Origin of the sequence: Streptomyces sp. 6N223 (assembly GCF_052246635.1) — a bacterium.
In the GTDB taxonomy this organism is placed as follows: Bacteria; Actinomycetota; Actinomycetes; order Streptomycetales; family Streptomycetaceae; genus Streptomyces.
In genome coordinates, this window is record NZ_JBQQCA010000001.1 from 1 (window position 1) to 17,682 (window position 17,682).

At 71.9% G+C, this 17,682-nt stretch carries 15 protein-coding genes and 1 pseudogene; 5 read left to right on the forward strand and 11 right to left on the reverse strand.

Annotated features, from left to right (window positions below):
* Positions 1–1,322, forward strand: a 1,322-nt coding sequence (locus ACTWQH_RS00005; protein WP_443284145.1) for an alpha/beta fold hydrolase, incomplete at its 5' end; no start/stop codon positions are given.
* Complete coding sequence (locus ACTWQH_RS00010) at positions 1,323–1,532, forward strand: MbtH family protein (RefSeq protein ID WP_443284146.1); 210 nt, start codon at positions 1,323–1,325, stop codon at positions 1,530–1,532.
* Here the strand turns inward: ACTWQH_RS00010 and ACTWQH_RS00015 are convergent.
* From ACTWQH_RS00015 to ACTWQH_RS00035, 5 genes and pseudogenes are all read right to left on the reverse strand, one after another.
* A complete protein-coding gene (locus ACTWQH_RS00015) occupies positions 1,529–1,894 on the reverse strand; it encodes a ketopantoate reductase C-terminal domain-containing protein (protein WP_443284147.1) in 366 nt (121 codons plus the stop codon). The two genes, ACTWQH_RS00010 and ACTWQH_RS00015, sit on opposite strands and share 4 nt — an antisense overlap.
* Before the next feature lie 244 nt (positions 1,895–2,138).
* Positions 2,139–2,531 (reverse strand): annotated as a pseudogene (locus ACTWQH_RS00020) (2-dehydropantoate 2-reductase N-terminal domain-containing protein); the annotation flags it as partial.
* 41 nt (positions 2,532–2,572) lie between these two features.
* Positions 2,573–4,054, reverse strand: a complete 1,482-nt coding sequence (locus ACTWQH_RS00025) for a glycoside hydrolase family 43 protein (RefSeq protein ID WP_443284148.1) — start codon at positions 4,052–4,054, stop codon at positions 2,573–2,575.
* Between the two features lie 121 nt (positions 4,055–4,175).
* The gene (locus ACTWQH_RS00030; RefSeq protein ID WP_443284149.1) at positions 4,176–4,727 is read right to left on the reverse strand and encodes a hypothetical protein; all 552 of its coding nucleotides are present in this window, start codon (positions 4,725–4,727) and stop codon (positions 4,176–4,178) included.
* Between the two features lie 277 nt (positions 4,728–5,004).
* Complete coding sequence (locus ACTWQH_RS00035; protein ID WP_443284150.1) at positions 5,005–6,027, reverse strand: LacI family DNA-binding transcriptional regulator; 1,023 nt, start codon at positions 6,025–6,027, stop codon at positions 5,005–5,007.
* A 152-nt stretch (positions 6,028–6,179) separates the two neighbouring features.
* Between ACTWQH_RS00035 and ACTWQH_RS00040 the strand changes: the two genes are divergently transcribed.
* From ACTWQH_RS00040 to ACTWQH_RS00050, 3 genes are read left to right on the forward strand one after another with little or no spacing between them, the layout of a single operon-like run.
* Positions 6,180–7,469: an ABC transporter substrate-binding protein gene (locus ACTWQH_RS00040; RefSeq protein WP_443284151.1), complete on the forward strand. Its 1,290-nt coding sequence runs from the start codon at positions 6,180–6,182 to the stop codon at positions 7,467–7,469.
* Between the two features lie 3 nt (positions 7,470–7,472).
* Positions 7,473–8,441, forward strand: coding sequence for a carbohydrate ABC transporter permease (locus ACTWQH_RS00045; RefSeq protein WP_443284152.1), 969 nt, complete (start codon positions 7,473–7,475; stop codon positions 8,439–8,441).
* Positions 8,438–9,283, forward strand: a complete 846-nt coding sequence (locus ACTWQH_RS00050; RefSeq protein WP_443284153.1) for a carbohydrate ABC transporter permease — start codon at positions 8,438–8,440, stop codon at positions 9,281–9,283. The genes ACTWQH_RS00045 and ACTWQH_RS00050 overlap by 4 nt, the downstream gene beginning before the upstream one ends.
* On the opposite strand, the gene ACTWQH_RS00055 is transcribed toward ACTWQH_RS00050, so the two are convergent.
* From ACTWQH_RS00055 to ACTWQH_RS00080, 6 genes are all read right to left on the reverse strand, one after another.
* Positions 9,273–10,619 (reverse strand): alpha-L-fucosidase, encoded by a 1,347-nt coding sequence (locus ACTWQH_RS00055; protein ID WP_443284154.1) that lies wholly within the window; start codon positions 10,617–10,619, stop codon positions 9,273–9,275. The two genes, ACTWQH_RS00050 and ACTWQH_RS00055, sit on opposite strands and share 11 nt — an antisense overlap.
* A 19-nt stretch (positions 10,620–10,638) precedes the next feature.
* The gene (locus tag ACTWQH_RS00060; protein ID WP_443284155.1) at positions 10,639–13,707 is read right to left on the reverse strand and encodes an alpha-mannosidase; all 3,069 of its coding nucleotides are present in this window, start codon (positions 13,705–13,707) and stop codon (positions 10,639–10,641) included.
* Positions 13,708–13,719: 12 nt separating this feature from the next.
* Entirely contained in the window at positions 13,720–15,075 is a 1,356-nt protein-coding gene (locus ACTWQH_RS00065) for a 6-phospho-beta-glucosidase (RefSeq protein ID WP_443284156.1), read from the reverse strand.
* The gene (locus ACTWQH_RS00070; protein WP_443284157.1) at positions 15,072–15,824 is read right to left on the reverse strand and encodes a DeoR/GlpR family DNA-binding transcription regulator; all 753 of its coding nucleotides are present in this window, start codon (positions 15,822–15,824) and stop codon (positions 15,072–15,074) included. The genes ACTWQH_RS00065 and ACTWQH_RS00070 overlap by 4 nt, the downstream gene beginning before the upstream one ends.
* An 89-nt stretch (positions 15,825–15,913) precedes the next feature.
* On the reverse strand, positions 15,914–16,753 hold the full coding sequence (locus tag ACTWQH_RS00075; RefSeq protein ID WP_443284158.1) for a carbohydrate ABC transporter permease: 840 nt from the start codon (positions 16,751–16,753) through the stop codon (positions 15,914–15,916).
* Positions 16,750–17,637, reverse strand: a complete 888-nt coding sequence (locus ACTWQH_RS00080) for a carbohydrate ABC transporter permease (protein ID WP_443284434.1) — start codon at positions 17,635–17,637, stop codon at positions 16,750–16,752. The genes ACTWQH_RS00075 and ACTWQH_RS00080 overlap by 4 nt, the downstream gene beginning before the upstream one ends.
* Positions 17,638–17,682: the final 45 nt, after the last annotated feature.

Genomic DNA, 17,682 nt, shown 5'->3' on the forward strand with positions numbered 1-17,682 from the left:
CCTACCTCACCCCCACCACACCCCCCGCCCTGACCAACCAGCCCGCCAACCCCGCCACCACCACCCACCTCATCACCACACTCCGCCAACACCTCACCGACCACCTCCCCGACCACCTCCACCCCGCCAGCATCATCCCCCTCACCCACATCCCCCTCACCCCCAACGGAAAGACCGACCACCAAGCCCTCCCCGCCCCCAGCACTACCACCAGCAGCGACGGACGCCCGCCCAGCACCCCGCGCGAAGAGATCCTGTGCACCCTCTTCGCCGACGTCCTCGGCCTGACCCGCGTCACCATCGACGACAACTTCTTCCACCTCGGCGGACACTCACTCCTCGCCACCAGACTCATCAGCCGCATCCGCACCACCCTCGGCGTCGACCTGCCACTTCGCGTCCTCTTCGGCCATCCCACCGTCGCCGAACTCGCGCCGCTGCTCGAAGGGGACGACGGAGACGACCGGGCGCTCGACGTGCTGCTGCCGCTGCGCCCGGGCGGCACGCTGCCGCCGCTGTTCTGCGTGCACCCGGGCAGCGGCATGTGCTGGTCCTACGCCGGACTGCTGCCCCATCTCAGCGCCGACTTCCCCGTCTACGGACTCCAATCGCACGCGCTGATGCACCCGGACGAAATCCGGCAGTCCGTCGAGGAGGTGGCCGAGGACTGCGTGGCGGCGATGAAGCGCGTACAGCCGCACGGCCCGTACTACCTGCTGGGGCACTCGTTCGGCGGCACGGTGGCCCACGCCATGGCGGCGTTGCTCCACAGGAACGGCGAACGGGTCGAACTGATCGTGTCCCTGGACGCCGAGCCGGCCCGGCACATCAAGGAAGAAGAGTGGGACGTCCTGACGGACACCGGGCGCATGTACGCGGAGATGCTGGAGCTGTTCGGGGTCGATCCACGGGACATCCCCGGCTCCTCGCTCACCTACCAGCAGTTCGCCGAGGTGGCCCGGACCACGACCGCGGCGCTGGGCAGCCTCTCGGAGGAGGAGATGACGACGATGCTCACGCTCGTGCAGCACAACGGCCAGATCAGCACCGCCTACCGGCACGAACGGGTTCCCACCAACATGCTGGTCCTCGCCGCCTCCAACAAGACCACGCCCCTGCTCACCCCCGACCTGTGGCGCCCGTACGTGGTCGGCGACATCACCCACGAGTGGGTGGACTGCAAGCACGGCACGATCGTGACCCCGAAGGTCCTGCGGCGCCTCGGCCCGGTCATCGAGGCGCGGCTTCGCGAAGCGCTCCGGGGCACCGCCTCCCATGAGTTCCAGGTATCCGAAGCCAGCGACGAGAGCGAGCGTTCCTGAATGACGAATCCCTTTGACCCCGCCGACGACGCCACCTTCCTCGTGCTCGTCAATGACGAGGGCCAGTACTCCCTCTGGCCCGCCTTCGCCGAGGTCCCGGCCGGCTGGGCCGTGGCCCTTCCGGAGGACAGCCACCAGGCCTGCCTTGACTACATAGAGGAGCACTGGACGGACATGCGTCCCCGCAGCCTCGCCGAGGCAGCGGACTAGCTGGGTCGCGTCAGCTCCGCGAGCAGCTCCTCGCCGGACCACTCGCGCCGCCCACCCGCCTCGGCATCGCGGACGAGGGCGACGAGGCGTTCGTTGGCGGGCGCCCGGGTGGCGTGCCGGCGCGCCAGCGTGACGATCTCGCCGTTGAGGTGGTCCACCTCCGTGGCGCGCCCGGCCTCCAGGTCCTCCCACATCGAGGAGCGCGCCAGCGGGTCGATCGCGAGCATCCGGCCGGCCACCCGCGCGAAGACCGCGTCGGGGACGCAGAGCACCGCCGGCATCCAGCGGGGGGGCACCGGCGTGAGCCTGGCCGGGCCGAGCCCGGCGGCGGCGTACGCCCGCAGCGCCTCGCGCTGCGCCATCGCCAGGCAGCGCCGCTCCGGCCCGCCGCGACAGCTCCTCCTTCAGCGGCAGGCCGGAGAGGGCGTTGATCGCGTTGTTGAGGTTGAGCAGCAGCTTCGCCGCCTGCACGCCCGCCATGTCGTCGTGCCGCACCAGCGGCAGGCCGGCCCGCTCGAACGCCGCCGCGTGCGCGTCGAGTCCGGCATGCCGCTGGACCTCGAGCTCGCCCTCGGTCGCGCCGTGGAACCTGCCCGCGCCCCGGTTGACCACGTTGAACGCCACCATGCCGGCCAGCACGGTGGCGCCGGGGAGGCGGTCGCGCAGCAGCTCGGCGTTGCGCAGGCCGTTCTGGAGGCTGATGACGAGCGCGCCGGGCTTCAGGCGGGGCGCCAGCTCCTCTCCCGCCTCGGCGGTGGCCGCCGACTTCACGGTGACGAGCACGAGGTCGGCCCCGGCGGCCGGGTCCGGCACGGTCTCGTATCGGGGCGCCGGCACCCGCAGCTCGGCACCGCGCCAGTCGGTGAGGGTGAGCCCGTGCCCGGCGACCTGCCGTGCCAGCCGCTCGCGGCCGACGAACACGACCTCGCTGCCGGTGGCGGCGAGCCGGCCGCCGACGTAGCAGCCGATGCTTCCGGCTCCGTAGACGCAGATTGCCATGGCCCGGCCGAGGATACCCGCCCGGCGATCGCGCGCCGGCCTCACGGGCGCAGGTCGAACCAGTCGAAGGCGACCGTCCCTCGTGTGGCGTACATGCCGATGACGCGGCCGGTGAAGCCGGAGGCGACCTCGGTGGAGAGGTAGCGCCCGTCCAGCTCGGCGAGGGGGACGAAGGCGCCGTCCGGGCCGTCCTGGTAGCCGAGGACGACCGCGTCGGGGGCGTCCGCCGGCACCGGGTCGGTGCGGACGTCGATGCGGAGCACGGGATCCGCCGGGGCCGGATGGCGGGCCCACTCCTGGGAGAGCGGCCCGATCCGGGCGCGGGCCAGGATCTCGCCCCCGTCCGCCTCCACCTCGTAGTGGTGGGCCTCGTCGAGGCGGATGGTGAGGCCGCCGCGGCCCTCGGCGGCGTCCACGCGGGTGCGCGCGGAGGTGTCGGGGTGGCGCTGGCGGCGGCCGACGAGGACGGCGCCGGGCCGGTCCAGGGTGGTGCCGCGGGCGTGCAGCACGAGGTGGCCGGGCCGCTCGTCCAGGCGTACGGCCCCGGCCGGGCGTTCGCGCACCGAGACCCACCACGGGCGCAGCCGCGGCTCGTCGAAGTCGTCGAAGCCGTCGGAAGCGTCGGTACCCTCGGCGGCGTCAACGCCCTCCACCCCGGGGGGCGCCGGCTGCTCCAGCTCCAGCGGGCCGACGACCGGCCAGCCGTCCTCCCACCGCACGGGCGCGAGGAAGACCTCCCGGCCCAGCCCGTGGAACGACGGCGTGCGCCCGCGCGGGCGCACGCCGAGCAGGACCATCCACCACGAGCCGTCCCGCGCCCGCACCAGGTCGCCGTGGCCGGTGTTCTGGATCGGGTGGTCGGTGCTGCGATGCGACAGGATCGGGTTGGCCGGGCAGGGCTCGAACGGGCCGCGCGGCGTGCGCCCGCGTGCGATGGACACAGCGTGCCCGCGCTCCGTCCCGCCCTCGGAGAGCAGCAGGTACCACCAGCCGTCGATCCGGTAGAGGTGCGGGCCCTCCGGGTACTGCAGGCCGGTGCCGGACCAGATCCGCTGCGGGGTGCCCAGGAGCCTTCCGGCCACCGGGTCGATGGGGACCGTGCGCACGCCGGCGAAGGTGCACCAGCACCGGCCGTCCTCATCCCAGGCCAGGTCCGGGTCGATGCTCGGGATGTCCAGGCGTACGGGGTCGGTCCACGGGCCGGCCGGATCCTCGGCGGTGACGATGATGGTGCCGGCGCCGCCCACCACGGTGGTCACCAGCCAGAAGCGTCCGTCGTGATGGCGCAGCGTCGGGGCGTAGACGCCTCCGGAGGCGTGCAACGCCGGCGGCAGGGCGAGCTGTTCCGGCCGGTCGAGGACGTTGCCGATCTGCCGCCAGCGCACCAGGTCGCGGCTGTGCCAGATCGGGACGCCGGGGAAGTACTCGAAGCTGGAGACCGCGAGGTAGTAGTCGTCGCCCACGCGGCAGACGCTCGGGTCCGGGGCGAAGCCGGGGATGACCGGGTTGCGGAAGGTGGCCATGCGTCAGTGAGCCTCCTCGGGCGGGCAGGCAGGCGGCGAAGCGAAGCGGACGAATCGTACGGTGGCGCGCGCGGCGCCGCCACCACGCCTCCGAGCGGGGCGTTCGCGGCGTTCGCGGTGTTCACCGCCCCGGCAGGTGGTCGGCCGCGTCCCCGTCCGGGGCCTGGCGCATCCAGGAGTGCAGGTACGCGCGCCGCGTCCGCCCGTGGGGCAACGCCGGTGCCAGGGCGCGCAGCACCCGCGGCGGCGCCTCGCCGGCGTAGCTCTCCAGCAGCGGGGTGGCCCGCACCAGCAGGCGGCCGCCCGGCAGTTCCGTCACCTCGTGGAAGGCGCCCGACGCGCGCAGCGCCGCCGGGCCGCCCAGACGCCCGGCGGCCTCCGCCGGGCAGAGGGTGGTCCAGGAGTAGCCGCGCAGCGTCTCCCCGCTGCGCGGGACCGTCTCCTCGGGGAAGAGGCTCAGCATCCGCTCCAGCGCCGTCCCCCACACCAGGTCCGCGTCGTCGCTCAGGTGCCCGTAGCCGGCGTTCAGGCGGACCGCCCACGGGGCCAGGAACGCCGTCCACTGCCTCTGGATCGCCGCCGAGCCCGGCCAGGGCAGCAGCGCGGCCGGGGCGGAGATCCCGAAGCGGGCCCACCCGACCGCGTCGGGCAGCCGGTGGAAGCCGACCTCCACGGCGTGCTCCGGCTTGGCGGGCAGGGCCCGCGCGCCGGTAATGGGGCCCCGGGCCGATCGTTTCGGTCGGCACGGCGGTCGAAAGAATCCCGCGCCCGACCTGGCAACACGTTCACAGCGCCCTGGCGGAAGCGGCGTTCATGACCGGCCGGGAACGCAACGCCGACGTGGTGGGGCTGGCCATCTCCGGCGCGGTCGGGGGCATCCACCCCGAGGAGCCGTAGTCCGCGCGAGCACCCCCACAGGACCGCCCGCAGGACCGCCCGCCCCGCGCCGCCTACGCGCCGCGGGGCGGCGCGGTGCTGCCACGGACGACGAGTTCGGTGGCCAGCTCGACGCGGTTCCGCGGCAGCGACTCGCCCCGGGACAGGCTGACCACCATGGCCGCCGCGGCGGCGGCCATCTCCGTCAGCGGGTGGCGGATCGTCGTCAGCGGCGGGATGGTCCACCGCGCCGGGTCCAGGTCGTCGAAGCCGACGACGCTCAGGTCGTCCGGGACGCGCAGCCCGGCATCGTCCGCCGCCTGGTACGCCCCCAGCGCCAGGGCGTCGTTGCAGGCGAAGACGGCCGTCGGCGGGTCGGGCAGCCGCAGCAGCTCGCCCGCCCGCTCCCGGCCGCTCCCGATGCGGAAGTCGCCGACGCGCACCAGCTCCGGGTCGACGGGCACGCCCGCCATGTCCATCGCGGCGCGGTAGCCGTCGAGGCGCGCGCGGCTGGAGAGGGCATGCTCGGGCCCGGTGATGACGGCGACGCGGCGGTGGCCGAGCTGGAGCAGGTGGCGGGTGGCCGCCAGGCCGCCGTTCCAGTTGTTCGCCCCCACCGAGGGCGAGTCGTGGCCGGGCTCGCCGGAGGGGTCGACCAGCACGAAGGGGATGCCGCGGGTGCGGAGTTGGCCGCTCTGCTCGTCGGTCAGACCGGAGAACACCGCGATGACGCCGATCGGGCGGCGTGCCAGCACGTCCTCGACCCAGCCGCGGCCCGGCGTGTGCCGGCCCTGCAGCTCCGAGAGCACCACGCCCAGACGATGCTCTCGCGCCACCCGGTGCACGCCCTCGAAGACGCTGAACGGGTAGACGCTGTTCACCTCGTGGAAGACCAGTTCAAGCAACGCCGCCGGGTCGGCCGCCTTCTTCTGGCGGCGGTAGCCGTGCCGGCGTATGACGCCCTCCACGAGGGCCCGGGTCCGCGGGGCGACGTCCGTCCGGCCGTTGACGACCTTGGAGACCGTGGCGACGGAGACCCCGGCGCGCTCGGCGATCTGCGCGATCGTCAGCGGCTCACGTCCGTGGGGCGAGGTCATTGGCGCAGTTTCTCACGTCGCGGCGCTCGATCGTTTCGGGGCGATCGTGCTCGTCATGTCGGAAGTCTTGACGGTGTTCTCGGGATCTTCCTACAGTTCCGCACCTACCATTCGATAATTCTTCCGAAAATTTTTCAGGACAGGGGCGTCCGATGACGATGAGGAAGACCCAGGCCGGGTTCCGCGTCGCGGCGTCGATCGCGCTCGCGAGCCTGCTGTGTCTCGTCACCACCGGCTGCGCCAAGTTCGGCGTGGACGGCGGCGACGACGGCTCCTTCGAGTTCTGGTCGTTCACCGGCATCGACCAGGAGACCGACGTGCAGGTCTACGAGGAGAAACACCCCGAGATCGACGTGAAACTGACAGAGGTCGGCGGCTCGACGGAGACCGCCCAGGCCCTCATGACCGCGCTGGCCGGCGGCAAGGGCCCCGATCTGGCACTCATCCAGGGTGACGACCTGCCACGGTTCGTGGACCAGCCGCAGAACTTCCGCGACCTGCGGGAGTTCGGCGCCGACGAGATCGCCGGCGACTACCTGGACTGGGTGATCAGCCAAGCCACCGCCGAGGACGGCTCGATCATCGGGATCCCCACCGATGTCGGCGGCATGGCCATCGCCTACCGCAAGGACCTGTTCGCCGAGGCCGGGCTCCCCACGGACCGCGACGAGGTTGGCGCGCTGTGGCCGACCTGGGAGGACTTCATCGAGGTCGGGCGGCAGTACAAGGAGACGACGGGCGAGGCGTTCGTGGACAACGCTCCGACGAGCATCTTCTACCAGGCGGTCAACCAGGGGTCGCAGAAGTACTACGACGACGACGGCGAGCTCATCCACGACCGGAACGAGGAGGTCAGGTACGCATTCGACCTCGCGCTCGAGGCCATTGACGCGGGCATCACCGCCCGGCAGAGCACCTTCACGGAGGGCTGGAGCGCCGCGATGCAGCACAGCGACTACGCCGTCGTGGCCGCCCCCGCGTGGCTGCTGAACAGCATCCGCAACACCGCCCCGGACACGGAAGGCAAGTGGGACGTCGCCACGATCCCCGGCGGCGTCGGCAACTGGGGCGGCAGCTACCTGACGATCCCGGCGAACGCGGAGAATCCCGAGGCCGCGTGGTCCTACATCAGGGAGATTCTCTCCCCCCAGGGCCAGCTCAACCACTTCCTTGAGGTCGGCTCCCTGCCCACCACGCCGTCGGTGTACGAGGACGATCGCCTCCAGGCGCACGCCGACCCGTTCTTCTCGGAGGCACCGACCGGCCGCATCTACACCGACTCCCTGATCGGGCTCGAACCCTTCCACATCGGGCCGGACAGCGCCGTCATCGGCACGGAGTTCCTCAACGCCCTGATCGACGTCGAACAGGGCGGCGGCGATCCGGCACGGGCGTGGGACCAGGCCCTGCACAACATCGAGATCGCCATAGGTGAGGACTGATCCGTGACGACGACACCTCTCAGCCCGGCGCCGCCGGTGCCCCCCGTTGTGGGGGCCCCGGGGCGTCCGGCCACCACGCGCATACGGCACCGGATCAGAGAGCGGCTCGCGCCGTACGCCTACATCGCGCCCTTTTTCCTCATCTTCGCGGTGTTCGGCCTCTTTCCGCTGCTGTTCACCTTCTACATAGCCCTGTTCGACTGGAACCCGATCGGCGAGCACACCTATATCGGCTTCGACAACTTCGCCCGCCTGTACGACGACCCGCGGTTCTGGAACGCCACGCGCAACACGATCAGCATCTGGTTCTTCTCCACCGTGCCCCAGCTGATGCTGGCGCTCCTCCTGGCCCATCTGCTCAACCACGCGCGGCTGCGCTACGCCGGGTTCTTCCGGATGACGATGCTGGTCCCGTACATCACCTCGGTGGCCGCGACCGCGATCGTCTTCGCCCAGATGTTTGACCGCGACTACGGCCTGCTGAACTGGCTTCTCGGGCTGGTCGGCATCGGCCCGGTCAACTTCGAACAGTCCGTCGCCGGCACCCACCTGATGATCGCCGTCATGGTCACCTGGCGATGGTTCGGCTACACCACCCTGCTCTACCTGGCCTCGCTCCAGTCGATTCCCCGCGAGACCTACGAGGCCGCGGCCGTCGACGGCGCCGGCGGCTGGAAGCAGTTCTGGCACATCACGGTGCCCTCGCTGCGGCCCATCATCATCTTCACCGTCGTGACCTCGACCATCGGTGGGCTCCAGATCTTCACCGAGCCGCTGCTGGTCGCGCCGGGCACGCTGACCTGCGGGCCGGAACGGGAGTGCCAGACGATGACGCTCTTCCTCTACGAGCAGGGCTTCGGCGGCTTCGAGTTCGGCTACGCCTCGGCCGTCGGCGTGACGCTGTTCGTCATGATCGTGGCCCTTTCGCTGATCAACTACCTGTTGTCCACCCGCATCCGCTCGGAGCGATGATGAAGACCAAACAGCGTCGAGACGTCGGCCGGGTCCCCTGGTGGGCCTACGCCCTGCTCGTGGTGGCGGCGGTGATCTGCCTCTTCCCCCTGTACTGGATGTTCATCATCGCCTCGACCGACACGGCCACCGCCACCGAGATGCCCCCCGAGATCGTGCCGGGCGACAACTTCTTCCATCTGGCCGAACTCGTCTTCACCACCGTCCCGTTCCTCCAGTCCATGATCAACAGCGTGATCGTGGCCGGTGCCATCGGCGTGGGCCACGCGATCCTGTGCTCCCTGGCCGGATTCGCCTTCGCCAAGCTGAGCTTCCCAGGACGCAACGCGCTGTTCCTGATCGTGCTGCTCACCATGACCGTGCCCACCCAGCTCGCGGTCATCCCGCAGTATCTGATCGTCTCCGAGCTCGGCTGGGCGGACACCCTCCAGGCGATCATCGTGCCCGGCCTGGTCAGCGCGTTCGGCATCTTCTGGATGCGGCAGCACATAACCATCACCCTCAGCGACGAACTCATGCACGCGGCGCGGATCGACGGCGCGAACAGCTGGCAGATCTTCTGGCGCATCGCCTTCCCGATCGTCCGCCCCGCCGCGTTCGTCCTCGGCCTCTTCGCCTACGTCACCGCCTGGAACGACTTCCTGTGGCCGTTCATCGTGCTGAAGTCCCCCGACCTGTACACCGCCCAGATCGCCATCAAGGCCCTGCAGAACAACCTCGACGTCGACCTGGGCCTGGCCATGGCGGGCTCCTTCCTGGCCACCCTCCCGCTGCTGGTGCTGTTCGTCTTCGTCGGACGCCGCATGGTCGCGGGCATCATGGAAGGGGCCTTCAAGGGCTGAGCAGCGCGAAGCGGACCACGGCCGGGGTCGCCGCGCCGAGGCCGGGGGAGTCGAGGCGGACGCCGTCGGCCCCGGCGGCGGCCGCCCGGACCGGCTCGCCGTCCAGGCGGCCGGCCGTGGCCGGGTCGAGCAGTCCCTGACGGCACCTCAGCAGCACCTCGCCCCCGTCGCCGCCGCCCTCCCCGCCCGCGGCGGCGACGAAGGCGTAGGCGTGGCGTTCGTCCCGGGTCCAGCGGATCCAGGGCGTGCCGTCGGCCGGGGGCGCGGCGTCCGGCGGCAGCGGGCGGGTGCCGTGCACGGCGGGGGAGTGGCGGGCCATCCACGCCGCCATGCCCTCCAGCACCGCCCGCTGCTCCCCGGGCAGCGTGCCGTCGGCCTTCGGGCCGACGTTGAGCAGCAGGTTGCCGCCCCGGGAGACGACGTCCACCAGCAGCCGGACGGCCGCCGCCGCGTCCAGCAGATGCCCGGGGCCCTCGTTGCGGTTGTAGCCGAAGGACAGGCCGATGCCCCGGCAGTTCTCCCAGGCGCCGCCGCCCCGCTCGTTGTCGCGGCCCGCCTGGTACTCGCTGGTCAGGTAGTCGGCGTGGACGCCGTCCCAGCGGTCGTTCACCACGCCCTCGGGCACGGCGGCGTAGTAGTCCGCGAACAGGCCCGGCAGGTCGGCCCGGCCCAGCTCCGGCCAGCCGATGTCGTTCCACAGCACGTCGGGCCGGTAGCGGTCCATCAGGTCGCGGAGGTGGCGCAGCGCGTACGCGGCGTACGCGGCCTCCTGCGGGCGGCCGTGGTCGTCGAACTCGTCCTCGTGCCGGATGACGGCCCGCCGGCCGGCGTACCAGTCCAGGCCGCCGGAGTAGTACACGCCGAAGCGCAGGCCGCGGGCGCGGGTGGCGGCGGCCAGCTCGGCGACGAGGTCGCGGCGCGGGCCCCGGTGCACGGTGTTGCGGGTGCCGGTGCCGGGGGCGTCCCACAGGGCGATGCCGTCGTGGTGCTTCGTGGTGGGCACGACGTAGCGGGCGCCGGCGCGCGCGAACAGGTCGGTCCAGTCGGCGGCGTCGAAGCGCTCGGCCCGCCAGGCGTCGAGGAAGTCGTCGTAGGGCCGCCCGCCGTGAACCGTGCGGTGGTGCTCGTGGGCCGGGCTGCCCTCGATCCGGCTGGTGTTCCAGTACCACTCGGCGTACGGATTGTGCGCGAACCACACCTCCGAGTCGATGGCGCCCAGCTCGCCGGTCGGCTCCGCCCACGCGGGCACCGAGTAGGCGCCCCAGTGGATGAAGACCCCGAACTTGGCGTCGGCGAACCATCCGTCGGTCCGGGCTCCGGCCCCGGTGTTCGTCACGTCGGCCTCCGAGGTGTTCTCAGGCGCGCCGCAGGCGCAGCGTCAGGATCTGGAAGGGCCGCAGCTCGACGGCGACGCCGTCCTCGGTGGCGGCCAGCGGGCCGTCGGGCAGCGGGCGTTCGAGCAGGTCGGCCACGCGCGCGCCGGCGAGCGGGAAGCCGGTGCGGAGGGTGGCGCGGGCCCGTCCGCCGAGGGACTCGTAGAGGCGGACGACCACGTCGCCCGAGCGGTCGTCGGCGAGCTTGACCGACTCGATGGTGGCGGCCGGGTGGTCGCTGGTCACCAGCGGAGCCTGCGCGCCGCCGGGGCCCGGGCGCAGCGGCAGGTTGAGGGCGTAGCCCTCGGCGATGGCGTCCTCGACGGACGCGCCGGGCAGCAGCGCGTAGGTGAAGGCGTGGCGGCCCTGGTCCGCCCCGGGGTCGGGGACGCGGGGGGCGCGGACCAGGCTGAGGCGGACGGTGGTCGTGGTGCCGCCGTCCTCGCGGGTGGCGCGGGTGACGTCGTGGCCGTAGGTGGCGTCGTTGATGATCGCGACGCCGTAGCCGGGCTCGCCGACGTGCACCCAGCGGTGGCCGTAGACCTCGAAGCGGGCCGCCTCCCAGCTGGTGTTGGTGTGGGTGGGGCGCTGGACGTGGCCGAACTGGATCTCGGCCGAGGAGCGTTCGGCGTGGATGTCCAGGGGGAACGCCGCCTTGAGGATCTTCTCCGCCTCGTGCCAGTCGATCTCCGTGCGGACGTCGACGCGCCGCGAGCCGGCCCGGACGGACACGGTCTGGACGATCCGCGAGCCCTTCCCGAACGAGCGGGTGACGCGGACGGCGCCCACCAGCGGGCCCGTCTCGGTGACCGTGACGGAGTCGGCCTCACGCAGGTCGGTGTAGCGGTTCCGGTAATGCTTGTCGATGTCCCAGGCGTCCCAGTAGTTCGGCAGGTCGGTGTGGAGGCGCAGCAGGTTGCCGCCGCCGGCCGGGTCGAGCACCTCACGGTCGGCGGCGAGGTCGCGGACCGAGGCCAGCGTGCCGTCCTCGGCGACCTCGACGCGGATCTGGCCGTTGTCGAGGACGCGGCCGGTGACCGTCACCGGCGGTGGCGCGGGGGCGGCGGGCGTCAGCGGCGCGCCGGCGGAGGCCGGGACCGCGACGAACGCCGCGCCGGAGCGGTCGGGCAGCGTGACCACCTCGGCGCGGTCCCGGGGGCCGGCGTTGAAGACGGCGAGACCCGAGGTCCCGTCCCCGCCGCCCAGCGCGCCGAGCGCCTCGCCGATGACCTCCTCCAGCTCGGCCGCCACGCGCGCGTACTCCGCCTCGGCCTCGCGGTGCACCCAGGCGATGGAGCTGCCCGGCAGGATGTCGTGGAACTGGTGGAGCAGGACCGTCTTCCACAGCCGGTCCAGGCGTTCGTACGGGTAGGCGTAGCCCGGCGCCCGCACGGCGGCGGTCGCGGCCCACAACTCGGCCTCGCGCAGCAGGTGTTCGCTGCGCCGGTTGCCCTGCTTGGTGCGCGCCTGGGAGGTGAAGGTGGCCCGGTGCAGCTCCAGGTACAGCTCGCCGCGCCACACGGGCGCGTCGGGGTACTCGGCGCGGGCGGCGGCGAAGAAGGCGTCCGGGTGCTCGATCCGCACCTTCGCCGAGCCCTCCAGGTCGGCCAGACGGCGGGCCCGCTCCAGCATCTCCCGGGTCGGGCCGCCGCCGCCGTCGCCCCACCCGAAGGGCGCCAGGGACCGGGTGCCGCGCCCCTTGTCCTGGAAGTTGCGCACCGCGTGGGCCATCTCGCTGCCGGTGAACCTGGCGTTGTAGGTGTCCACGGGCGGGAAGTGCGTGAAGACGCGGGAGCCGTCGATGCCCTCCCACCAGAAGGTGTGGTGGGGCAGGCGGTTGGTCTGGTTCCACGACATCTTCTGCGTCAGGAACCACTCCATGCCCGCGAGCCGGGCCAGCTGCGGGAAGGCGGCGGTGTAGCCGAAGGAGTCGGGCAGCCACACGCCGCGCGTCTCGACGCCGAACTCCTCCAGGAAGAAGCGCTTGCCGTGGACGAACTGCCGCGCCATGGCCTCGCCGCCCGGCAGGTTGCCGTCGGCCTCCACCCACATGCCGCCGACGGGGGCCCACTGCCCGTCCTTCACCGCCTGCTGGATCCGCTCCCAGACCTTGGGGTGGTTGGCCTTCACCCAGGCGTACTGCTGGGCCTGCGAGCAGGCGAAGACGAGCTCCTGGTACTCGCCGGCCAGCGCCGTGACGTTGGAGAAGGTGCGCGCCGTCTTGCGCTTGGTCTCGCGGATCGGCCACAGCCAGGCGCTGTCGATGTGGGCGTGGCCCACGGCCGAAAGGGTGTGGGCGCTGGCGTGGGCGGGGCGTTCGAGCGTGTCGCGCAGCACCTCGCGGACCTCGGCCGCGCTGCCGGAGACGTCGTCCAGGTCCAGCGCGTCCATGGCCCGGTCCAGGGTGTGCGTGATCTCGTGGCGGCGCGGGTCGTGCTCGGCCAGCTCCAGCATCAGCTCGCGCAGCACCTGGCAGTCCAGCGCCAGGTGCCAGACGTCCTCGTCGAGGACGGCCAGGTCGGCGCGGCCGAAGGTGTACAGCGGCGCGGTGCCGGCGGTGGTCTTGTCGCCCATCGGGGTGGGCGTGCGGAACTCGTTGGCGAGGATGTCGGGGTTGGAGGCTGCCTCGACCAGGAACGCCACGCTCTCGCCGCCGTGCGCGGGGTGCGCGACGGGCACGTACTGGTTCTGCGGGTTGACGGCCTTGAGGGGGCTGCCGTCCAGGGTGTGCACCAGGGCCTCGGCCTGGTTGCCCGGCCAGTCGCCGACGAAGCCGAGGTCGAAGACGGCCTCGACGCGCCGCCCCGCCCAGGCGGCGGGCACCTCGCCGCGCACCCGGAACCAGGTCGTGCCCCAGGGCGGGCCCCACGGGGTGCCCACGGCAAAGGGCTCGTACGGCGCCGCCGCGGCCTCGGCGAAGGGCACCGGCTCGTCGGGCACCTGCCACGCCTCCAGCGCCAGCGGCACGGAGTCGGCGTAGACCGCGGGCTGGACGCGTTGGGTCAGGAGGCGTTCGACGCGCTCCTCGATGCGGCGGCGTTCGTCGTGCATGGGGTGCGGCTCCTAGCGGTTCCGGCGCAGGTAGGCGAGTCCAGGGTGCTCGCGGGTGTACGCATCGGTGAGGCGCTCGGCCACGTGGACCGAGTCGATCAGGGGGTGGAGGGCGAAGGCCCGGACGGCGGCGGCGCGGGAGCCGGTCGCGGCGGCGGTCATGATCTCCCGTTCCACGGCCTTGACGGAGGTGACCAGGCCGGCGGCGTAGGACGGCAGCGGGTCGGCGGCGAGGGGGCGGGCGCCGTTGCCGTCGACGAGGCAGGGCACCTCGATGACGGCCTCGGCGTCGAGGGCGTCGAGGGTGGAGCGGTTGCGCACGTTGAGGATGAGGCGGGTGGGCTGGTTTGTGGCGATGGCGCGCATCAGGGCCAGTGCTACCCGCTCATAGCCGCCCGACTCCATGTCGCAGGCGTCGCGCTCGCCGATGCCTGCCGCGTCCCGGTTCTCCACCATGTAGGTGGCCTCGCGCTCGGCGCGCGTCCGGCCCCAGGCGCGCAGGGCGCCGCCGGGCTCGCCGCTGCCCGCGTAGAAGCGGGTCTGCTGCTCGCGCAGGAAGGCGCCGCGGGTCTGCTTCGCCTCGCGGTGGGCGCGGACCGCCTCGCGGTGGAAGTAGTAGTAGTGCAGGTACTCGTTGGGGACGGCGCCCAGCGCCCGCAGCCAGTCGGGGCCGAAGAGCTTGCCCTCCTCGAAGGAGCCGAGGGCCTCGGGGTCGGCGAGAAGCCGGGGGAGGTGGTCGCGGCCGGCGACGTGGAGGCCGCGCAGCCAGCCGAGGTGGTTCAGGCCCACGTAGTCCAGCCGGGCCGCGTCCGGATCGACGCCGGCGGCGCGGGCGACGCGGCGGCCGAGGCCGACGGGGGAGTCGCAGATGCCGATGACGCGGTCGCCGAGCACGCGGGACATGGCCTCGGTGACCAGGCCGGCGGGGTTGGTGAAGTTGATGACCCAGGCGTCGGGGGCGAGGCGTTCGACGTGGCGGGCGATGTCGGTGGCGACGGGGACGGTGCGCAGGCCGTAGGCGATGCCGCCGGCGCCGGTGGTCTCCTGGCCGAGCACGCCCTCCGCCTGCGCGATCCGCTCGTCGGCGGCGCGGCCCGCCAGGCCGCCGACGCGGATGGCGGAGAAGACGAAGTCCGCGCCGCGCAGTGCCTCGGCGAGGTCGGTGGTGGCGGTGATCCCGGGCGCGGCGCCCGCGGCGCCCGCGGCGGCCTCGGCCTGCTCGGTGAGGACGCCGGCGATGGCCGCGAGCCGGTCCGGGTCCAGGTCGTGCAGGACGACGTGGGTGATGGGCGAGTCCGGGTCGTCGAGCAGCGCGCCGTAGACCAGCGGGACGCGGAAGCCGCCCCCGCCCAGGATCGTGAGCCTCATGCGTATACCACCTTCACGCCCGCCTCCCTCAGCCCGGCGCAGGTCGCCGAGTCCGAGGCGGCGGAGTTGGTCACCAGGACGTCGAGTTCGTCGGGCCCGCAGACGCGGGCGACCCCCGTGCCGGGCAGCTTGCTGACGTCGGCCAGCAGCACCACCCGGTCGCTGGAGGCGATCATCGCCCGCTTGATGGGCACCTCCACGACGGTGGTGTCCATCACCTGCCCGTCGGGGCGGATGCCGCTGGTGCCGAGGAACAGCACGTCGGCGTGGAGCTGGCGGAGGTTGTCCTCCGTCAGGAAGCCGACGAGGGAGCGGTACTCGCGCCGCACCATGCCGCCCAGCAGCACCAGCTCGATGCCGGCGTCGTCGGCCAGCTCCTCGTAGACCACGAGGTTGCTGGTGATGACGGTCAGGCGCCGGCCGCGGAGCTGGCGGGCGAGGCGGTACGCGGTGGTGCCGATGTCGAGCAGCACCGTCTGCCCGTCCTGGACCAGCTCGGCGGCCCGGGCCGCTATCGCGTCCTTCTCCGGCACGCGCACCTCGGCGACCTCCGCGAAGGGCTGGTCGCCCTCGTCGACGACCGCGCCGCCGTGCACCCGCGTGAGCAGGCCGTCCTCCTCCAGCTTCATCAGGTCGCGGCGCACGGTGGCGGCGCTGACGCCGAGCCGCTCGGAGAGGTGGCTCACGGTGGAGGGGCCGCCGGATCGCAGGGCCCGCAGGATCAGTTGATGTCGTCGCTCAGCCAGCACGACACGAACGTTACTCGTCATGTCTCGTCAATTCCAAGCATTTTCGGCCGCTTTCGCTGCTCGTTTCTGCGCGTTCTCGGATCGGGGCCTCAGTCACGCAGCGCCCCCTTCGCGGCGTCGGCGACGAACTGGCGGGCGAACAGCGCGAAGACCAGCACCAGCGGCAGGGTCGCGAGCAGCACGCCCGCCATCACCATGGCGTAGTCCTGACGGCCGAAGTTGACGTTGAGCTGGGCGAGGGCCACCTGCAGCGTCAGCCGGTCGGGGTTGACGAGGGCGACCAGTGGCCAGACGTAGTCGTTCCACGCCGCGACGAAGGTGTAGATGGCCAGGAACGCCAGGCCCGGGCGGGAGCAGGGCAGCCCCACGTACAGGTACTGCCGGAAGAAGCCGCAGCCGTCCATGCGGGCGGCGTCGAGCAGTTCCGTCGGCACGGCGCTGGTCATGTACTGCCGCATCCAGAAGATGCCGAACGCGTTCGCCGCCGCGGGGACGATCAGGGCGTGGAGCGAGCCGAGCCAGCCCAGCTCCGCCATGATCACGTACTGCGGGATGATCGCGAGCTGCAGCGGCAGCAGGAAGATGGCCATGAGCGCGCCGAACAGCACACGCCTCCCGGGGAACTCGTACTTGGCGAAGGCGAACGCCGCCAGCGAGTCGAGGAAGAGGACGAGCGCGGTGGTGGAGACGGCGACGATGACCGTGTTCAGCATGGAGCCCCAGAAGTCGATCGACTCCAGCAGCCGCTGGATGTTGTCGAGCAGGTGGGGGCCGGGCGTCAGCTTCGGCGGATAGCTCGTGATGTCGCGCGAGGAGTTCGTGGCCATCACGATCATCCAGTAGAACGGGAAGAGCGAGACGGCGACGCCGGTCATCAGGACGGCGTGGACGAGGAAGCCCCTGGCCCGCGCGGCGGTGTGGCGTTTCATCGCTGTCCCCCTCGCTGCACCAGACGCCAGTTGACGATGACGAACATGAGGATCACCAGGAAGAACGCCCAGACGATCGCGGCCGCGTAGCCGAAGTTCAGGTTGTCGAACGCCTGGTGGTAGAAGTACAGCAGCGTCGTCAGCCCGGCCTGGCCCGGGCCGCCGGAGTTGGGGTTGGTGGCGGCGTTGGACCCGAAGAGGACCTGCGGCTCGGTGAAGCTCTGCAGCCCCGTCACGGTCGAGATGACCACCGTGAAGAGGATGATCGGGCGCAGCAGCGGCACCGTGATGCTGAAGAAGATCCGCGTCGGGCTCGCGCCGTCCATCCGCGCCGCCTCGTAGATCTCGGAGGGGATCGCCTGGAGCCCGGCGAGATAGATGATCATGTTGTAGCCGGTCCACTGCCAGGTCATCAGCGAGGCGATCACGATCTTGATCGCCCACGGGTTGGTCATCCACGGGACGGTCGGCAGGTCGACCGCCTCCAGGGTCGCGTTGATGAGCCCGTACCGGTCGTTGAAGATCGCGAAGAAGAAGATCGAGATCGCGACGATCGAGGTGACGTTCGGTATGAAGTACGCGATGCGGTAGAAGCCGGTGAAGCGGCGGGTGGAGTTGATCAGCGCGGCGAGCACCAGCGCCATGAAGAGCATGGGGAAGGTGCCCAGCACCCAGATGGCGAGGGTGTTCCGCAGCGCCAGCCAGAACGTCGGGTCGTCCAGCAGGAAGCGGAAGTTCTCCAGCCCCACCCACTCGCGCGGCCCGAAGCCGTCCCAGCGCTGGAACGACAGGACCAGCGAGTACACCATCGGGTAGAGCAGGAAGACGCTGAAGAGCACGAAGAACGGCGCGATCGCCACATACTGCGGCCAGCTGGACAGCATCCGCCGCCCGGCCGGCTCGTGCCGGCGGGGCGGCCGGGCGTGACG

Excerpts from the sequence above, each read along its gene's own strand:
- ACTWQH_RS00050 (WP_443284153.1), top strand. The coding sequence starts at position 8,438 with ATGATGAAGACCAAACAGCGTCGAGACGTCGGCCGGGTCCCCTGGTGG.
- ACTWQH_RS00010 (WP_443284146.1), top strand. The coding sequence starts at position 1,323 with ATGACGAATCCCTTTGACCCCGCCGACGACGCCACCTTCCTCGTGCTC.
- ACTWQH_RS00035 (WP_443284150.1), bottom strand. The coding sequence starts at position 6,027 with ATGACCTCGCCCCACGGACGTGAGCCGCTGACGATCGCGCAGATCGCC.
- ACTWQH_RS00075 (WP_443284158.1), bottom strand. The coding sequence starts at position 16,753 with ATGAAACGCCACACCGCCGCGCGGGCCAGGGGCTTCCTCGTCCACGCC.
- ACTWQH_RS00080 (WP_443284434.1), bottom strand. The coding sequence starts at position 17,637 with ATGCTGTCCAGCTGGCCGCAGTATGTGGCGATCGCGCCGTTCTTCGTG.
- ACTWQH_RS00025 (WP_443284148.1), bottom strand. The coding sequence starts at position 4,054 with ATGGCCACCTTCCGCAACCCGGTCATCCCCGGCTTCGCCCCGGACCCG.
- ACTWQH_RS00040 (WP_443284151.1), top strand. The coding sequence starts at position 6,180 with ATGACGATGAGGAAGACCCAGGCCGGGTTCCGCGTCGCGGCGTCGATC.
- ACTWQH_RS00065 (WP_443284156.1), bottom strand. The coding sequence starts at position 15,075 with ATGAGGCTCACGATCCTGGGCGGGGGCGGCTTCCGCGTCCCGCTGGTC.
- ACTWQH_RS00060 (WP_443284155.1), bottom strand. The coding sequence starts at position 13,707 with ATGCACGACGAACGCCGCCGCATCGAGGAGCGCGTCGAACGCCTCCTG.
- ACTWQH_RS00015 (WP_443284147.1), bottom strand. The coding sequence starts at position 1,894 with ATGGCGCAGCGCGAGGCGCTGCGGGCGTACGCCGCCGCCGGGCTCGGC.